Origin of the sequence: Paraburkholderia atlantica, from assembly GCF_000092885.1 — a bacterium.
GTDB classification, from domain to species: Bacteria; Pseudomonadota; Gammaproteobacteria; order Burkholderiales; family Burkholderiaceae; genus Paraburkholderia; species Paraburkholderia atlantica.
The window spans coordinates 812,953-829,428 of the sequence record NC_014119.1 but is presented as its reverse complement, the minus strand read 5'-3'; the positions used below and the strand labels follow the sequence as shown (position 1 = coordinate 829,428).

The 16,476-nt window shown below is 62.9% G+C and carries 19 protein-coding genes; 9 read left to right on the top strand and 10 right to left on the bottom strand.

The genetic code is table 11. From position 1 onward, the window contains the following. Window positions 1-35: 35 nt before the first annotated feature. From preA to BC1002_RS31345, 3 genes are all read right to left on the bottom strand, one after another. Window positions 36-1,316 (bottom strand): NAD-dependent dihydropyrimidine dehydrogenase subunit PreA, encoded by a 1,281-nt coding sequence (gene preA / locus BC1002_RS31355; RefSeq protein WP_013093996.1) that lies wholly within the window; start codon window positions 1,314-1,316, stop codon window positions 36-38. Window positions 1,317-1,364: 48 nt separating this feature from the next. After that, a complete protein-coding gene (locus BC1002_RS31350) occupies window positions 1,365-2,747 on the bottom strand; it encodes an NAD(P)-dependent oxidoreductase (RefSeq protein ID WP_013093995.1) in 1,383 nt (460 codons plus the stop codon). 127 nt (window positions 2,748-2,874) lie between these two features. Beyond that, on the bottom strand, window positions 2,875-4,140 hold the full coding sequence (locus BC1002_RS31345) for a Zn-dependent hydrolase (RefSeq protein WP_013093994.1): 1,266 nt from the start codon (window positions 4,138-4,140) through the stop codon (window positions 2,875-2,877). 344 nt (window positions 4,141-4,484) lie between these two features. On the opposite strand from BC1002_RS31345, the gene BC1002_RS31340 reads away from it, so the two are divergent. The 5 genes from BC1002_RS31340 to BC1002_RS31320 all read left to right on the top strand — a co-directional run bounded on the left by BC1002_RS31340 (window position 4,485) and on the right by BC1002_RS31320 (window position 9,870). Beyond that, window positions 4,485-5,204, top strand: coding sequence for a TetR/AcrR family transcriptional regulator (locus tag BC1002_RS31340; protein WP_013093993.1), 720 nt, complete (start codon window positions 4,485-4,487; stop codon window positions 5,202-5,204). A gap of 211 nt (window positions 5,205-5,415) precedes the next feature. Then, complete coding sequence (rbsK, locus tag BC1002_RS31335; RefSeq protein ID WP_041735972.1) at window positions 5,416-6,312, top strand: ribokinase; 897 nt, start codon at window positions 5,416-5,418, stop codon at window positions 6,310-6,312. 53 nt (window positions 6,313-6,365) lie between these two features. Then, window positions 6,366-7,685, top strand: coding sequence for an MFS transporter (locus tag BC1002_RS31330; protein WP_013093991.1), 1,320 nt, complete (start codon window positions 6,366-6,368; stop codon window positions 7,683-7,685). A 38-nt stretch (window positions 7,686-7,723) separates the two neighbouring features. Beyond that, window positions 7,724-8,683, top strand: a complete 960-nt coding sequence (locus tag BC1002_RS31325; RefSeq protein WP_013093990.1) for a dihydrodipicolinate synthase family protein — start codon at window positions 7,724-7,726, stop codon at window positions 8,681-8,683. A 65-nt stretch (window positions 8,684-8,748) separates the two neighbouring features. Beyond that, window positions 8,749-9,870, top strand: coding sequence for a LacI family DNA-binding transcriptional regulator (locus BC1002_RS31320; RefSeq protein ID WP_013093989.1), 1,122 nt, complete (start codon window positions 8,749-8,751; stop codon window positions 9,868-9,870). Window positions 9,871-9,957: 87 nt separating this feature from the next. Here the strand turns inward: BC1002_RS31320 and BC1002_RS31315 are convergent, their stop codons facing one another. The 4 genes from BC1002_RS31315 to BC1002_RS31300 form a co-directional block, all read right to left on the bottom strand. Further along, the gene (locus BC1002_RS31315; RefSeq protein WP_013093988.1) at window positions 9,958-10,215 is read right to left on the bottom strand and encodes a hypothetical protein; all 258 of its coding nucleotides are present in this window, start codon (window positions 10,213-10,215) and stop codon (window positions 9,958-9,960) included. Continuing rightward, window positions 10,212-10,565, bottom strand: coding sequence for a hypothetical protein (locus tag BC1002_RS31310; protein WP_013093987.1), 354 nt, complete (start codon window positions 10,563-10,565; stop codon window positions 10,212-10,214). Before BC1002_RS31310 ends, BC1002_RS31315 begins: the two co-directional genes overlap by 4 nt. Before the next feature lie 109 nt (window positions 10,566-10,674). Continuing rightward, window positions 10,675-11,250, bottom strand: a complete 576-nt coding sequence (locus tag BC1002_RS31305) for a cysteine hydrolase family protein (protein WP_013093986.1) — start codon at window positions 11,248-11,250, stop codon at window positions 10,675-10,677. Between the two features lie 119 nt (window positions 11,251-11,369). After that, the gene (locus tag BC1002_RS31300) at window positions 11,370-12,413 is read right to left on the bottom strand and encodes an RNA polymerase sigma factor (RefSeq protein WP_238538034.1); all 1,044 of its coding nucleotides are present in this window, start codon (window positions 12,411-12,413) and stop codon (window positions 11,370-11,372) included. Here BC1002_RS31300 and BC1002_RS31295 point away from each other — a divergent pair. The 4 genes from BC1002_RS31295 (at window position 12,408) to BC1002_RS31275 (ending at window position 14,391) form a co-directional block, all read left to right on the top strand. After that, a complete protein-coding gene (locus BC1002_RS31295) occupies window positions 12,408-12,731 on the top strand; it encodes a hypothetical protein (RefSeq protein WP_013093984.1) in 324 nt (107 codons plus the stop codon). The genes BC1002_RS31300 and BC1002_RS31295 overlap by 6 nt on opposite strands. A gap of 481 nt (window positions 12,732-13,212) precedes the next feature. Further along, window positions 13,213-13,548: an ArsR/SmtB family transcription factor gene (locus BC1002_RS31285; RefSeq protein ID WP_013093983.1), complete on the top strand. Its 336-nt coding sequence runs from the start codon at window positions 13,213-13,215 to the stop codon at window positions 13,546-13,548. Next, complete coding sequence (locus BC1002_RS31280) at window positions 13,541-14,020, top strand: SRPBCC family protein (RefSeq protein WP_013093982.1); 480 nt, start codon at window positions 13,541-13,543, stop codon at window positions 14,018-14,020. Before BC1002_RS31285 ends, BC1002_RS31280 begins: the two co-directional genes overlap by 8 nt. 122 nt (window positions 14,021-14,142) lie before the next feature. Further along, window positions 14,143-14,391 carry a hypothetical protein gene (locus tag BC1002_RS31275; protein ID WP_013093981.1) on the top strand — a complete coding sequence of 83 codons (249 nt, stop codon included), beginning with the start codon at window positions 14,143-14,145 and terminating at the stop codon, window positions 14,389-14,391. 29 nt (window positions 14,392-14,420) lie between these two features. Here BC1002_RS31275 and BC1002_RS31270 read toward each other — a convergent pair whose 3' ends face one another. The 3 genes from BC1002_RS31270 to BC1002_RS31260 all read right to left on the bottom strand — a co-directional run bounded on the left by BC1002_RS31270 (window position 14,421) and on the right by BC1002_RS31260 (window position 16,260). Then, on the bottom strand, window positions 14,421-14,705 hold the full coding sequence (locus BC1002_RS31270) for a hypothetical protein (protein WP_013093980.1): 285 nt from the start codon (window positions 14,703-14,705) through the stop codon (window positions 14,421-14,423). A gap of 237 nt (window positions 14,706-14,942) precedes the next feature. Then, entirely contained in the window at window positions 14,943-15,269 is a 327-nt protein-coding gene (locus BC1002_RS31265; RefSeq protein WP_013093979.1) for a DUF190 domain-containing protein, read from the bottom strand. A 208-nt stretch (window positions 15,270-15,477) separates the two neighbouring features. Then, the gene (locus BC1002_RS31260) at window positions 15,478-16,260 is read right to left on the bottom strand and encodes an ABC transporter substrate-binding protein (RefSeq protein WP_013093978.1); all 783 of its coding nucleotides are present in this window, start codon (window positions 16,258-16,260) and stop codon (window positions 15,478-15,480) included. Window positions 16,261-16,476 lie beyond the last annotated feature (216 nt).

Here is a 16,476-nt window from a genome sequence, read left to right as displayed (position 1 = left end):
TTGTCGTGGGTCTGGCTCAATTCGGCTTGAAAGTGTCAGGCGGCTTTCGGATCGGCGACACGCGCCGGGTTGTTCGGGTGCGAGGTCCAGTTCTCGTAGCGCTCGCCCGAATCGACACGCCCCATCGTGATGCATTGGTCGACCGGGCAGACATGCATGCACAGATTGCACCCGACGCAGTTCGCATCGACCACCTCGAAGTGGCGCTTGCCGTCGCGCGTGGCGGTGATGGCCTGATGCGAGGTGTCTTCGCAGGCGATATGGCAGAGCCCGCACTGGATGCAGCGGTCCTGATCGATACGTGCCTTGATGTCATAGTTGAGGTTCAGGTATTGCCAGTCGGTGACGTTCGGCACGGCGCGGCCGCGAATCGCGTCGAGGCTCGCGTAGCCTTTGTCGTCCATCCAGTTGGAAAGGCCGTCGATCATGTCGCTGACGATCCGGAAACCGTAGTGCATCGCCGCGGTGCATACCTGCACGCTGCCCGCTCCCAGCACGATGAATTCCGCGGCGTCGCGCCAGTCTGAAATGCCCCCGATGCCGGAGATGGGCAAGCCGTGCGTTTGCGGGTCGCGCGCGATCTCCGCGACCATGTGCAGCGCAATGGGCTTCGCGGCAGGACCGCAATAGCCGCCATGCGTGCCCTTGCCATCCACGGTGGGCAGCGGCGCCATCAGGTCGAGATCGACACCGACGATCGAATTGATGGTGTTGATGAGCGAGACGCCGTCCGCACCACCGTTCATCGCCGCGCGTGCGCCGTGTCGAATGTCGGTGACGTTCGGTGTCAGCTTCACGAGGCAAGGCAGCCGCGTGCCTTCTTTCACCCAGCGCGTGACCATTTCGATGTATTCAGGCACCTGCCCCACCGCTGCGCCCATGCCGCGCTCGCTCATGCCGTGCGGACAGCCGAAGTTGAGCTCCACGGCGTCCGCGCCGGTATCTTCCACCTGCGGCAGGATCCACTTCCAGTCGTGCTCGTTGCAGGGGACCATCAGGGAGACGATGAGCGCCCGGTCGGGCCAGTCCCGCTTCACCTGCGCGATTTCCTGGAGGTTCACGTCGAGCGGCCGGTCGGTGATGAGCTCGATGTTGTTCAGCCCTGCGATGCGCTGTCCACGCCAGGTGGTGGCGCCATAGCGCGAACTCACGTTCACCACGTGCGGGTCGAGCCCGAGCGTTTTCCAGACCACGCCGCCCCACCCCGCCTCGAAGGCGCGGTTGACGTTATAGGCCTTGTCGGTGGGCGGTGCCGAGGCGAGCCAGAACGGGTTGGGTGATTGAATGCCGGCAATCGTGCAGCGCAAGTCGGCCATGATGCGACTCCTTGGTTTTATCTGGATTCGGTGTGGCGATCGGGCGGCTCAGGCGGCCCTGGCAGACTGATTCGCCAGAAAGCGGTCGATCGCGTGCGCGGCGAGCTTGCCGTCCTGCACGGCCTGGACGGTCAGATCGGTGGCGCCGTGGCCGGCACAGTCGCCGCCTGCGAAAACGCCCGCAACGGAGGTGGCGCCGTCCGCATCCACCGCGACGCGTCCGCCTTCGGTGAGCTGCAACCCGTCGAGGCCTTCGGGTAAGAGCGTTTGGCCAATTGCCTTCAGCACCATATCGGCCTCCACGCGCACGAGCTCGCCCGTGCCGCGCAGCGCGCCGCTCATATCGAGCTGGGTACGCTCGAACTCCACGGCCCGCAATTGCGTGTCGCCAACGATACGCAGCGGTTTCATCCACTCGGCCAACACCACGCCCTGGCTGCGCGCAAATTCCTGTTCGGCCCCGGTGGCACTCATCTGCGCCGCGCCGCGACGGTAAGCGAGCGTCACCTGCTGCGCGCCCAGCTTGCGGCTTTGCACGGCCGCGTCGATTGCCGTATTGCCGCCTCCCAGCACCACCACGTGGCGACCCACGGGCACGCTGGAAAGATCGTCGGCCTCGCGCACGCGGGCGATGAAATCCACCGCATCGAGCACGCCGTCGAGCAGTTCGCCTTCGATGCAGAGCTTATGCGTGCCGCCAAGGCCCACGCCGATGAACACCGCGTCATACGCCGCGCGTAGTTCCGTTAGCGTCACGTCGTGCCCCAGTCGCTGGCACTGGCGCAGCTCTATCCCGCCAACGGAAAGAAGCCACCGCACTTCGCGCTGCGCATAGCCGTCGACCGTCTTGTACGCCGCGATGCCGTACTCGTTCAGGCCACCGGCCTGTTTGCGCGCGTCGAATACGCTCACGCGATGCCCGGCGAGCGCGAGCGTGTGCGCGCAGGCAAGACCGGCGGGACCCGCGCCGACCACGGCAACACGACGGCCCGTTTCGCTGGCACGCTTGAATAGCGCGGGGGCACCGGCGGCTTCGCGCGCCATCTGGAAGTCGGTGGCATGACGTTGCAGCGCGCCGATCTGAACGGGCTCGCCATCCTGATGATTTCTCACGCAGGCGCCTTCGCAGAGAATCTCGGTCGGGCACACGCGCGCGCACATGCCGCCCAGCGGGTTCGCGCCGAGGATATCGCGCGCCGCGCCCTTGAGATTACCGTTGCCGATCTTGCGGATGAAACCGGGAATGTCGATGCCCGTGGGGCATGCGTTCACGCAAGGCGCGTCGTAACAGTAATGACAGCGGTCGGCCGCGATCACGGCCGCGTTCGCGGAAAGCGGCGGCGCGACGTCGGCGAAATTGCAGCCCAGTTGCTCGGCACTGAGACGGCCTGGCGCGATGCCGTTGGCGGCATTCGAGGTGGTCGGGGACATCCGGATGCTCCTTGCGAGGCAAAACACGAGTCCGCCGGCCGTATGCGTGAGGCGCACGGCCGGTACGTGGGGAATCGTTGGAAAGACAGCGCGGGCGCTGAGACCGCTTGCGTTCGATCGTTGTGCGTCAACCGGGCTCGCTCGCGCGTTCGAGCATGGCGTGCAGCAACACGTTCGCGCCGGCTTCGATCCATTCGATCGTCGCGTCCTCGACTTCGTTATGGCTGATGCCGTCGATGCACGGTACGAACACCATCGAGGTCGGCGCGACCGTCGCGAGATAGCACGCGTCGTGACCTGCACCCGACACGATGTCGCGATTCGAATAGCCGAAGCGCTCGGCCGCCGCGCGCACGGACTTCACGCATGCCTCGTCGAACGGCACGGGTGCGTAATAGAAAATCTGCTCGACGTCGGCTTCGAGCTTGCCCTGTTCCGCGATCTTCGCAATGCCTTCGCGCAGCTCGGCGTTCATCTGCGCCAGCACCTCGTCCTGCGGATGGCGAAAATCGATGGTGAAGAACACGCGGCCCGGAATCACGTTGCGCGAGTTCGGATGCACCTGCATCATGCCGACCGTCGCGCACGCGAGCGGCGCGTGACGCAGGCCGATTTCGTTGACGAGCTGCACGACGCGCGAGGCGCCCAGCAGCGCGTCGCGGCGGCGCGGCATGGGCGTAGGCCCGGCGTGCGCCTCCTGACCCGTGAGCACGACTTCGTACCAGCGCTGACCTTGCGCGTCGGTGACCACGCCGATCGATTTGTTTTCGGCCTCGAGTATTGGCCCCTGTTCGATGTGCAGTTCGAACGCCGCGTGAATCTTGCGACCGCCGCACGGCACTGCGCCCGCATAGCCGATCCGCTGCAATTCCTCGCCGATGGTCTTGCCGTCGACGTCCTTGCGCGAAAGCCCGTACTCGAGCGTGAACACGCCGGCAAATACGCCGGAGGCGACCATCGCCGGTGCGAAGCGCGAGCCTTCTTCGTTGGTCCAGATCACCGTTTCGACAGGCCGCTCGGTTTCGATGCCGTAGTCGTTGAGCGAGCGAATCACTTCCAGGCCGCCAAGCACCCCATAGATTCCGTCGAAGCGCCCACCCGTCGGCTGCGAGTCGGCGTGCGAGCCGGTCATCACAGGTGGCAGGTCGTTGTTGCGCCCCGCGCGGCGCATGAACACGTTTCCCATCTGATCGACACTGACCGTGCAGTTCGCCTCTTTCGCCCATTGCACGATGAGATCGCGGCCCTGCTTGTCGAGATCGGTCAGCGCGAGACGGCATACGCCGCCTTTGGGCGTGGCGCCAATCCTGGCCATCTCCATCAGGCTGTCCCACAAGCGCTGGCCGTTCACGTGGATCGCGGTCGTCAACGCGGCTTCGCTTACTGCGTTCATGCGTGTTCTCCTGTCCGTGCTTCTCAAACGTGCATGCATGCCATCGTGTGGGGCGCGAAGAGACACGACGGTGCACGTCTCGATGGCACTGCGCGGCCCCTGAAACCCAACCCTTCAAATCCTGTCCGATTGGACAGGTTTTAGACGAGAAACTTCGTGAATTCAATGCGGAGTTACGAGCGAGAAGCGTGCCACTGATGCTGCAGTGCGCGAAAAACCAGTCGCCCGTACTGTGCTTTTCTCCGCTGCCAGTGAATACGCGACGCGCTTGCATCATGGCTACAATGAAGCCGGCATGCGCGCGGCCGCCGCGCTCCCCTTCTCTTCCAAATGGACCGAATACCATGCGCGACGACGAACCCACCACGCGGCCCGCGCCCCTCGCGACGCGCGGCACCGCGCAGGCGCAACGCGCCGTCGACACATCGCACAAGCCACATCGGCGCAAAGCCTCCATTCGTGCGTCGAACGAATCCCATCTACTCGCCTGCGCCGAAGCCGTGTTCGCCGAACGCGGCTTCGAAGGCGCGAGCACCGCGCTGATCGCGGAGCGCGCGGGCTTGCCGAAGGCCAATCTGCACTACTACTTCCCGACCAAACTCGCGCTCTACTGGCGCGTACTCGACGATGTTTTCGAGGAATGGAACGCGGCCGCCAACCTGTTCGATGCAAGCGACGATCCGGTCGAGGCGATAGGCGGTTACGTACGCGCCAAGATGGCCCTGTCACGGCGCCGCCCGCTCGGCTCGAAGGTGTGGGCCAACGAAATCATCGGCGGTGCGGCGCATATGCAGGAGATCCTGCTCGAACGCGTGAAGCCGTGGATGGACACACGTGTCACGCTGATCGAGCGATGGATAGCCAAAGGCTTGCTCGCGCCCGTCGACCCGCGGACGCTCCTCTTCATGATCTGGGCGACCACGCAGCACTACGCCGATTTCGAGGCTCAGATATGCGCGCTCTCGGGCAAGCGCGCACTCTCGACGAAGCGCTTCGAAGCTACGACGGAAGAAGTGGTCAGCATGATCCTGCGGGCGAGCGGAGCGCGATCGCCGGTCCGCTGACTCGTTTAGGGAGTTTCCCTGATGACGTCATTTTTCCGTTGCCCCGGGCGGTGTTTTGCGCGTTAATGTAAGCGCTAACACGTCCAGCAATCAGCAATATCCCCAGAATTCAGATATGTCACCGTCAAAAGTACGAGAAAATGTAAGCGCTAACATTCGAACTCCGGACGAGCATTCCTCGGGTCGGATCGTCGTGGTCGGCAGTGCGAACATGGATCTCGTCGTCCATGCGGAGCGACTTCCGGCGCGCGGCGAAACCCTGCTCGGTGGCGCGTTCGCGACATTCGCTGGCGGCAAGGGCGCCAATCAGGCGGTCGCGGCGGCGCGTCTCGGCGCCTCGGTGGCCATGCTCGGCTGTGTTGGCCGCGACGAATCCGGCGCGCAGCTTCGCGACGGCCTTAAGCACGAACACATCGACACGGCGCATTTGCACACGGTGGATGACAGGTTGAGCGGCATCGCCGTCATCACCGTGGCCGCGGACGGTGCGAATACGATCGTCGTTTCGCCCGGCGCCAACGCGGCGCTCATGCCCGATCACATCGACGCCGCGGCTGCCGGCATCGCTGCGGCCGGCATGCTGATTTGCCAGCTCGAAGTGCCGCTCGATGCCGTGGCGCACGCAATTTCGCTCGCGGCAAGGTTCGGCACCCCGGCGCTGCTGAATCCCGCCCCTGCGCAGGCCCTTCCAGACGCACTTTACGAGCAGACGAGCTTTCTCATCCTCAATGAATCGGAAGCGGCGTTGCTGACGGACGTTGCCGTCGATAGTCCCGCTTCCGCGCGCGAGGCTGCGACGCGTCTGCGCGCGAAAGGCGTGGAGACGGTGATCGTCACCCTCGGCGCCGAGGGCGTCTGGTACGCGACACCCGGAGAAGAAGGTCACCTGCCCGCGCCTTGCGTCGATGCGATCGACACCACGGCAGCCGGCGATACCTTCGTCGGCGGCTTCGCAGCCGAGCGCGTGCGCGGCGCGAGCATCCGCGACGCGATCGATTTCGCTCAGCGAGCCGCGGCGCTCAGCGTCACGCGTGAAGGCGCGCAGGCATCTATTCCGACCGAGTCCGAAGTGCGGGCGCAACCCGCGTTCCCGGCAACGGTTCGATAGACCCGGCTGCGCGGGATCGCAGCCTATCCACAACACAACATGGAGACGACAGCATGAACCCAACCCCCGTGTCCGAGCAGGCACCTCCGCGCGTGCGCCGCGCCCAGATCGTGGCGCTGACGCTGCTGATGGTGAGTGGCATCGTGAACTATCTCGATCGCGGCACACTCGCGGTCGCGAATCCGCTGATCCGCAAGGATCTCGGTCTGTCGCTCGGCGAAATGGGGCTGCTGCTGTCGGCATTCTCCTGGAGCTACGCGCTCTTTCAACTGCCGGTCGGCGGCCTCGTCGATCGCATCGGACCGCGCAGGCTGCTCGGCGTCGGCCTGATCATCTGGTCGCTCGCGCAAGCCGCGGGCGGCATCGTGTCCACCTTCGGCTGGTTCGTCGTCGCGCGCATCGTGCTCGGCATCGGCGAGTCGCCGCAGTTTCCGTCGGCTGCGCGCGTCGTCAGCAACTGGTTTCCGCTGCGCGCGCGAGGCAAGCCGACCGGCATCTTCAATTCCGCGTCGCCACTCGGCACGGCGCTCGCACCGCTGTGCCTGTCGGTGCTCGTCGTGGAATTTCACTGGCGCTGGGCCTTCATCGTTACCGGCGCGCTCGGTCTCGTGGTTGCGGTGATCTGGCTCGCTATCTATCGTGACCCAAACCCCTCTGCGCTCACTGCAGAGGAACTGCACTACCTCAAAGGCGACGCCGTGGAAACGAAGCCTGCCGAGCAGCTCAGCTTCGCCGACTGGCGCGCGCTGTTCTCGAACGTAACGACCTGGGGGATGCTGATCGGCTTCTTCGGCTCGGTCTATCTGAACTGGGTTTATCTGACCTGGCTGCCCGGCTACCTGACGACAGAGCGCCACATGACCCTGGTGCACACGGGGATCGCGGCCTCAATACCCTTCTTCTGCGGCTTTCTCGGCGCGCTTTGCGCAGGCTGGTTTTCCGACTTCATCACGAAGAAGAGCGCCTCGCCGGTGGCGAGCCGACGCAACGCGGTCGTCATCGCAATGCTCGGCATGGTGGCGTTCACCGTGCCGGCCGCACTCGTCGAAAGCAATACGATCGCCATCGTCTGCATCTCGGTCGTGATCTTTCTCGCCAATGCGGCATCAGCCTGCTCCTGGGCACTGGCAACCGCAGCGGCACCCGCCAACCGCGTCGGCTCGCTCGGCGCCATCCAGAATTTCGGCGGCTTTCTCGGCGGCGCACTCGCGCCCATTCTCACGGGCTACATCGCGCAGGCGTGGTCCTTCGTGCCGGCTTTGCTGACGGCCGCGGGAATCGCCTTCGTCGGCGCAATGAGCTATCTCTTCCTCGTGCGCAAGCCGATCGAGTTCGAGACCGAACCGGGTACGCCGGCTCGCGCTCACGCCTGAGAAGCGTCATTTTCAATTCTCAAGAGGACAACACCGACATGACCCTCCCCACTTCCCAGCCGCGCTCGACGCGCTCGATCGAAGGCATCGTTCCCGTGATGCTGACGCCTTTCGACGACGCCGGGACCATCGACTATGCCGGGCTCGAACGACTGATCGAGTGGTATCTCGCGCATGGCTCGGACGCGCTCTTCGCGGTCGCCCAGTCGAGCGAAATGCAATTCCTGAGCCTCGACGAACGCGCCGCGCTTGGCCGCTTCGTGGTCGAGCGCGTGGCCGGCCGCGTGCCGGTGGTGGTCTCGGGCCATATCAGCGACGATCCCGACGCCCAGGCCGAAGAGCTGAACGCCGCCGCGGCGACCGGTGCGGACGGCATCGTGCTGGTGACGAACCGGCTCGATCCAGGCCGCCAGGGCACGCAAGCGTTCTCGACGAACCTGCGCCGCCTGATAAGCCGCTTGCCTTCGGACATTCCACTCGGGCTATACGAATGCCCGGCGCCGTACCGGCGCCTGCTCTCGGACGACGAACTCAAGATGTGCATCGACACCGGCCGCTTCGTGATGTTGAAGGACGTGAGCTGCGATCTCGACGCGGTGAAGCGGCGCGTCGCCTTGGCGAAGGGTTCGCCCATGAAGATCCTGAACGCGAATGCCGCGATTGCCTGGGATGCGATGAAAGCCGGATCAGCGGGATTCAATGGTGTGTTCACGAACTTCCATCCGGACCTGTACAAGTGGCTGCGCAATTGCGCCGACGAGAACCCGGCGCTCGCCCGCGAGCTCTCGACCTTCCTCGTGATTGCGGCGGTATCCGAGGCACTCGGCTACCCGGCGCTCGCGAAGATCTACCACCAGCGCATTGGCACGTTCCAGTCCATTCGCTGCCGCGCGATCGACTACGACGTGCGCGAACGCTTCTGGGCGCTCGACGCGGTGCTCGACAAGATCGTCGATGGTACCGAGCATTTCCGCTCGCGCATCGCAGCCGGGGCCTGACCGATGCGCCGTTGTATCGCGCCGCGAGTAAGATGACGGGCTCCCTGTACGAAACCTGAACGTCGATGCCTCGCTCTTCCGCCTCCGCCCCTGCCTCTGCTCTCGAAGAAGAACGGCCGCCGGCCGCTCGGTCGGCCGTTGCGCGCTCCCGCCGCGGCACGGGGCGCGCGGTCCTGTCCGATGTGGCAAAGCGCGCGGGCGTGTCCACGGCGACGGTATCGCGCGTGTACAACGAGCCCGGCAAAGTATCGGACAGCGTGCGCGAGCGCGTCGAGCAGGCCGCGCTGGAACTGAACTGGTTTCCGAATGCGGCCGGGCGCGCGCTCGCATCGACGCGCAGCCACATCGCGGGCATCGTCATTCCGACGCTCGATGATCAGGTGTTCGCCTCGCAGGTGAGCGGCATGCAGGCCGCGTTCGCCGCGCGCGGCATCACGCTTTTTCTCGGCTGCTCGAACTACGATCCCAAGGAGGCGCTCTCCCAGGTTCAAGCGATGCTCGCGCGTGGCGTGGAGGCGATCGCGGTAGTCGGCGAAGCGCATCCGCCGGAGCTGTTTGAGGCGCTTCGCGTCTGGCGTGTGCCCTACGTCGTGCTTTATGCATGGCGCAAAGGCAGTCCGCACGATTGCATCGGCGTTGACCACCGCGCCGCGTATGAAGAGATCACCGAACATCTCGTCGCGCTCGGGCACCGGTCGTTCGCGGTCTGCATCCAGCCGACGCGCGACAACGACCGGGTGCAGGCGCGGCTCGCGGGCATTCGCGTCGCGCTCGAGCGTCATGGCCTCGCGGTGCGGCCGGAGCATCTCGTTGAAGGTGAATCCACGCTCGATTTTGGCCGCCGCGCGTTGCGCGCGCTCTGGCAACAGCCCGGGCCGCGTCCGACAGCGATCATCTGCGGCAACGATCATATTGCGCTTGGCGTGTTGCGGGAGGCGGAAGAGTTGGGTATCGCCATTCCCGGGCAACTTTCCGTCACCGGCTTTGACGATCTCGCGATCGCACGCGAAGCGCGCCCGTCCCTTACGACGATGTACGTGGACACACGCGAGATCGGCACGGTGGCCGCGAGGCATCTGCTCGATGCGCTAGACGGCCACGCGACGCGGCAAGGATATACGGTGCCAGCGGTGCTGAAAGTACGCGGGTCAACAGGGCCGTGTCACGATTCGGCTGGCAAAGGATGATGATTTTCGTGTGCGCTTGCGGGTGGCAAGAATGCAGTTCAGTGCTTGACCGAACGGCATTACCGGCGAAGCAGGGTTTTTATTGCTTTACGCCGAGGTCGCGCCAAAGCTGAAACCGATACCTTCATTCGCAGGTGCTTCAACCAGCGTCTTACTGGCATGGTCCACCTTATATCGCTTTTCTCTTTGAAGCGCGTCGAGCTGGATAGGAATTACATCGATATGCTGATGATCGATCTTGCTGTGATCGTGAGCACGCTGACGCACCTTTTTCACGTCGGTGGCGCCGTGGTGAACGCTGATAATCTTGCCAGAGCGGGTATCGTAGGTCACGAAAGTCGTCATGCTTGCTCCGCAAAGATGCTGATTTGGGCAATTGCCCATGCGCGTTCGGCGAACAGCACGAAGTTGATTCTGGCAACGTTCTGAAGCAAAGCACTGTTCTGGGTAAAACCGCTCCCGTCCTGTTGGGGTGACTCCGTGCCATCCGGAAGGTAGAAGGTCCACCACCCAATGTAGCTGGTGGCCGTAAAGGTAGAATCGGGAAACTTCCCCTCGAACAACGTATCGATCTGATTCAGTGAGATACTTGCAAAAACGTTGGTTCCTGGGTCGAACGGATCGGTGGTGAACTCGAGGGAACCGTCAATCGGAGCGACCAAACTAATATAAAAGCCTTGGGGGAAGGTTGCCATGGCACGCTCCAGACCGGTTTGAATCAGTCTAGGGCATATTCGTCATTTGTCCAGGTGCCCACAACGCCTTAGGGTTCGGACGATTCGGAGACTGGTCACGCTCTCATCATCATGAGTCAGCGCGTAAATCAGAGCGCGCGAAATCAACGTCCTTACTCTCGATGACCCCGCCCAAGCGACCCGGCGCCCTTTGATTGCTCCAGTACATATTGGTATGGCTGATCACCGCATCTGGTGACGGCGCGCCTCTTTGCGTCATGTCCTCTGTCGTATGGGCATCGCCGACCAGCGTCGCGTCATAGCCGCGCGCGAGTGCACCATGGAGCGTTGATCGAATGCACATGTCCGTCTGCGCACCAGTCACAATGAGCTGACCAACGCCGAGCCTCGACAGCACCTGCTCCAGATCGGTGTCTTCGAACGCGTCGCGATAACTCTTTTCGACAATCGCCTCCCCTGGCGCCGGAACAAGTTCGGCAACAATTTGCCACGCTTCGCTGCCCTCCGTGAGGTCGTCGTCGGTGTGCTGAATCCAAACTACTGGAACGCGCGCAGTGCGTGCCCGCTCGATAAGCACGTTGACCGCGTCGAGCACTTCATTGCGTCGATATGCGTTCGCAACGACTGCGTTCTGAATATCGATCACGAGCAGGGCGGTGTTAGGGCGACCAGCTAACGTAGTCATGAGCAGAGATCTCTTGAAGAAAGAATCTATCTTAGCGGGATCTCCTGCCCAGAATGCGGCACTCACCGGACAGTCGTACCTATCGCAACAGTGTTAGCGCCGCCGCCTCGCCTTGCCGATCACAGTCGCTGCACCGTGAGACTTTCCATCACGTAAGGCGCGAACCGGAAATCGCGGATCGCGATGATACGGTCGTCGTCGGTCCAATCCAGCAGGATGACATATGCCACGCCCGCGTCGGCCACTACCGGATCGGTAGCCAGCAGCACCGGGCGATGCTCGGCCCAGCCCAATGACAGCGAACAGCCGGTCGACTCCGCATACCGCGTGAAGTAGACCGAGACGTCTTTGCGGCCCGCCAGACGCGCTCGACTCACGAGGTCGAGACGGACTTCTTCGGCGAGCAGATCGCGTAACGCGTCGAAGTCGCGAGCGTTGAAACGCTCTGCGTAAGCGCGCAGCCGCTCGAGGTCGGCTTCGGCGAGGCGCGGTAGCGCGGCGTCGGATACGCCGACAAGTTCCCGGAGCCTACCGCGCCCCCGGTGCAGCGCGGCCTTGACTGATGGAACGCTGACACTCAGGATCGCTGCCGTTTCCGTCAGCGAATAGCCAAGTACATCCGCAAGCACCACGCAAGAGCGCTGAACGACGGATAGGTGCAGAAACATCGCGAGACTCGCGGTCGCCGCCACTCTCGCATCGGCCTGGGCGCCGTGGTCCGTCAGATTCGCCAGCGCCTCGTCGGACTCCTGGTGGCCTTGTCGCTTGCGGCGGCGCAGTGCATCCAGCGCCGCGTGATGAGCAATGGCCAGCAACCAGCTTTCCGGGTGCAAAATCTCGCCGGCTGCCGAACAGGCCGCGACCGCATTGGACAGCGTCTCCTGAACGACGTCTTCTCCATCGAAAGCCGAGCCCATCATGCGCGTGCAATACCGATGCAGACGCGGGCGCATCGCCGCCATCAGTTGAGTGAGTTCATTCGCATCCAAAGCCGAATCCTCCGGTTGATCCTGCACCCCGATATCGAATAGACGTTCCCGCTGACCCAAAGGATGCGGTCCGGAAAAATTTTTTTCGCGCGCATCCTTTAGCTTGTCGCCGTCGTCTTTACGGTTATCGGACCACACCGGCGCCGATAACCGTGAAAGGAAGAAATCATGCAACGACTGACACTGGTGCGCTACACCATCAAACCCGAACAAACCGCGGAAAACGAAGCACTGTCGCGGGCTGTGTTCGATAGCCTCCGGAATACGGCGCCCGAACACACCGCCTATGCGCTGTTCAGAAACGGCCGTGAATTCATTCACCTCTTCGTGAATCTCGCCGCTGACGATTCGGCAGCCGTCACCGAGCTTCCTGCCTTCAAGGCATACCAGAAAGGTCTCACGGAACGCCTGGAAGCGCCCGTCGAAGTCTTGCGATTGGGCGTCGACTTACTGGACTCGTACGGTTTGCCAGACGATTCGGCGGCACGTTGAATCGGAGGATGCGCTTCGGATACCTTTGGCCGCCGCGACTCTACAAGCCGTTGCTTGCGGTTCTGAAATCTCTATTCATTGAAGCCGCCAGCCGATATGAAAGCTTCGGAGATGTTCGTGTGAACCATGCGTCGATGCGACCTTCGCAATGAATACTGGTCGCTGCGGGCACTCCCTTGTTTCACAAACATCTGGCCGAAAAAGAGGTCTACGAGCGAGAGCTTGACGGAGATCCTTGCGCAAATCGCCATTGCTGCCGACGTGCCATCAGCTTCAAGCCGAAAACCCTTAGAAATTGTGCGGCGCATCGCAAATTTCGCGCTTGCCGCAGATTTTTTTGTCTCTGAGCGGGGTTTTCGGCGCTCCCGCAGACTTTGTTGTGCCCCGATAATGGGACCTACGAGACTTCCTCACTCTCCTTGACATGCAAGCATTCTCTTGCCTATAGTAAATGCAACAGATCACTTGCCTATAGCCGTTCATGGCCGAACGCCCCGACGACACAGACCTGCTATTCAAAGCCCTCGCCGATCCGAGCCGGCGCAAGCTGCTGGACGTGCTGCACGCGCACGACGGCCAGACCCTGAACGACCTTTGCGAGCACCTCGACATGACGCGGCAAGGCGTGACGCAGCATCTGGGCCTGCTGGAAGCGGCGAACCTCGTCGTTACCGTACGCAGCGGGCGCGAAAAATTGCACTTCCTCAATCCGGTGCCGCTGCAGCAGATCTACGAGCGCTGGATTGCCAAGTTCGAAAAGCCGCGCCTGAAGGCGCTCTCTACCCTGAAACGACGCCTGGAGAAAGGCAATGACTAGATCGACATTCGTCTACGTGACCTATATCCACACCACGCCGGAACAGTTGTGGTCGGCGCTCACCGACGCCGAGTTCATCAAGCAGTACTGGTTCGGCATGCACTGCGATAGCGAATGGACGGCGGGTTCGTCGTGGAAACTCGTGTCGAGCGCGGGGGAGACTTTCGACGCCGGCGAGATCATCGAGGCTGTGCCCCCGCGGCGCCTCGTGATTCGCTGGCGGCATCAGAAGCGGCCAGAACTGCAGGCCGAAGGCGATTCACGCTGCACGATGGAGCTGGAACCGAGCGGAACGGCTGTCAAGCTGACGCTCACGCATACGATCGAGCGCGATCAGTCGAAGTTCATCGAGGCGGTGTCGGGCGGCTGGCCGAAGATCATGTCCAACCTCAAATCGCTGCTGGAGACCGGCTCGATTGCGTTGCAGGAGGCTTATCCGGCCAATGGCGGCAGTCATGCCGGGAAGGCATGAAGCGGGGGGGGCATAAGATTGGAGCGGGCCTCCGATGAGAAGAATCGATAAAAGCACGAGTCCTGCGCGTATGGAACGGCGCATGCTGCTCCGAAAGCGAACCAGCCAAGGAGAAACCGCCGATGCAGGAAGTTCATGTCCACCGCGGCTTCACGATCACCGTGCTCGTCGAGGACGACCCGGCCGGCGGTTCGTCGATCACCACGCGAATCGATCGCGCCGATGCCGATGCTCGCGACGTCGAAACCTGGACCGCTCCGCGTCGCGCCCGCTCCGCGCTGCGCGGCAGGCCCGCGATCGGCGAGGCCGTCGACCATGCCCAGCGCGCGATCGACTCCGCATTGGGCGACCCCGACCCGTTGGACGAATAGTCCAGCGATCCACCCCGTCGTAGCGACGCTTATTGCGTCGTGGACGCCGCGCTCGCCGGCGTGCTGTGGACCGGCGCCGCTTCGCTCGCGGCGGGCGATGCGCTCGCTGCCGCGCCCGCCTCCGCGTTCGCGCGATTCGCCGCGTCGCTATCGCCCGGTGTGCCACGCGGGCTCGCCGAATTGCTCATCACACCGCTGCTCACCTGGCCCGTCGACATGCGGCCGTTCTCGGCCGACCGCTTGCAGCCGGATGCGCCTGCCATCAATGCAATGGCCGATAGCGCGATCAGCATGTTTGTCGCAACTTGTCGCATGATTCGCTCTCCCTGGGATGATTCGGGCTCCTGTAGCGAAGCATTCGACATGCCCATTCGCAGCCATGTGCGGCTGGGTGCTTGCGCGTGTACGCGGACCAGGTCGAGAAAATCTGCGAGATACTCCGCCACGCGTGCCGCAGCGGCAAGCCGCAAGCACGCACCGATAAAGAGGCGGCGGCGGACTTCGGCGCCCAGACGAATGAGGCGCGGGACTCGTCATCGAGAACGGGTCGTTCAAGCTCCGTCGTCGTCTCCAACGACGCCGAACTCCGCCGTCGTTTTCACGTAGAACAGATGCAAACCCTCAGCGCGCAGACGATCGAACAGCCGATCGGCTTCGTCGCTCGTCACCGCCATCACGACGGACAACGGCTGATCGGCAAGCTCGAAGAAGTGCGCAGAGTGAATGCGATGATGATGACCGATGCCTTCGCAAGCCGGAATCACGGTCGCGCCGCGCAGGCCGAGTTCGCTCGCGAGACGCACGAGCCAGTCGGCAAGCGGCTTGCCATGATGGCTGCGCCCCTGCTGGGTGAAGAACGTGATCTGAAAGCCCTGCATGTCAGTGCCTCCCCAATGCGGGTCGGACAGCCCCCTGCCCGCTTACTTTTGTAAGCGGAAACCTGCAGCGCCGCGTGAAGCGCCGGTCGTAACCGATTCGGGCATACCGGCTCGCCACATGACGGCTCAGGAAGGTCATAACACAAGTTTAGATGTCGGGCCGCGCGAGTGCCAGGTCGAAGCTGGCCACGTGCCGCGCGGTCCCGGCTCACTGACCGTACACGTCGAAATCGAAATACTTTTTCGCAATGCGGTCGTAAGTGCCATCGGCGCGGATATCGGCAATCGCTTTGTCGATCTTTTCCTGCAGATCGGTATCGTCTTTACGCAATCCAATCGCCGTGCCGCTGCCGAGCGTTTTGGCGTCGTAAAGCGGATTGCCGGCAAATCCAAAGTCCTTGCCGCGCGAGGTGCGCAAAAAGCCGATATCGGCTTGCACCGCGTTCTGCAATGACGCGTCGATACGGCCGGCAAGCAGATCCGAATACACGAGATCCTGATCCTGATACGGCACGATCACCGCGCCGGCCGGCTGCCAATACGTCTTCGCATAGGTTTCCTGAATCGAGCCCTGCTCGACGCCGATGCGCCTGCCCTTCAGCGCTTCCGGTGTCGGCTCGATCGGCGAGCCTTTCTTCGCGACGAGGCGCGTCGGAATGCGGAACACCTTCGACGAGAACCCGATCTGCGCCTGACGCGCGGGCGTCATCGACATCGTCGACAGTACGCCGTCGAATTTGCGGCCTTTGAGCGCGGGAATCATGCCGTCGAACGAATTCTCGATCCACACGCATTTCGCGTTGAGCCGGCGGCAAATCTCATTGCCGAGATCGATATCGAAGCCGACGAGCTTGCCGTCGGCGGCTTTCGATTCGAACGGCGGATAGCTCGCGTCGACCCCGAACCGCACGGTCGACCATTCCTTGGCGATCGCGCTTGCGGACGATACGGCCAGCAGCGCAATCGTCAGGGTGGCCAGCATGGCTTTCATTGTTGCTCCTTATCGGTTTTTCGATGAATTCAAACAGGCGGCACAGCGCAATACGCGGGCCGCGAGAAACCCGACATTCGACCGTGTTCCGGCCATCCGCACAAATTCATTAAAAAAATCAATTCATGCGGCCTCCGCATAGACTTGCATCGGGCTTCGGCGGACATCGGCGCCGGGTTTGATTTGCCATATATTGTCACTTAGAATTTTCCGCAC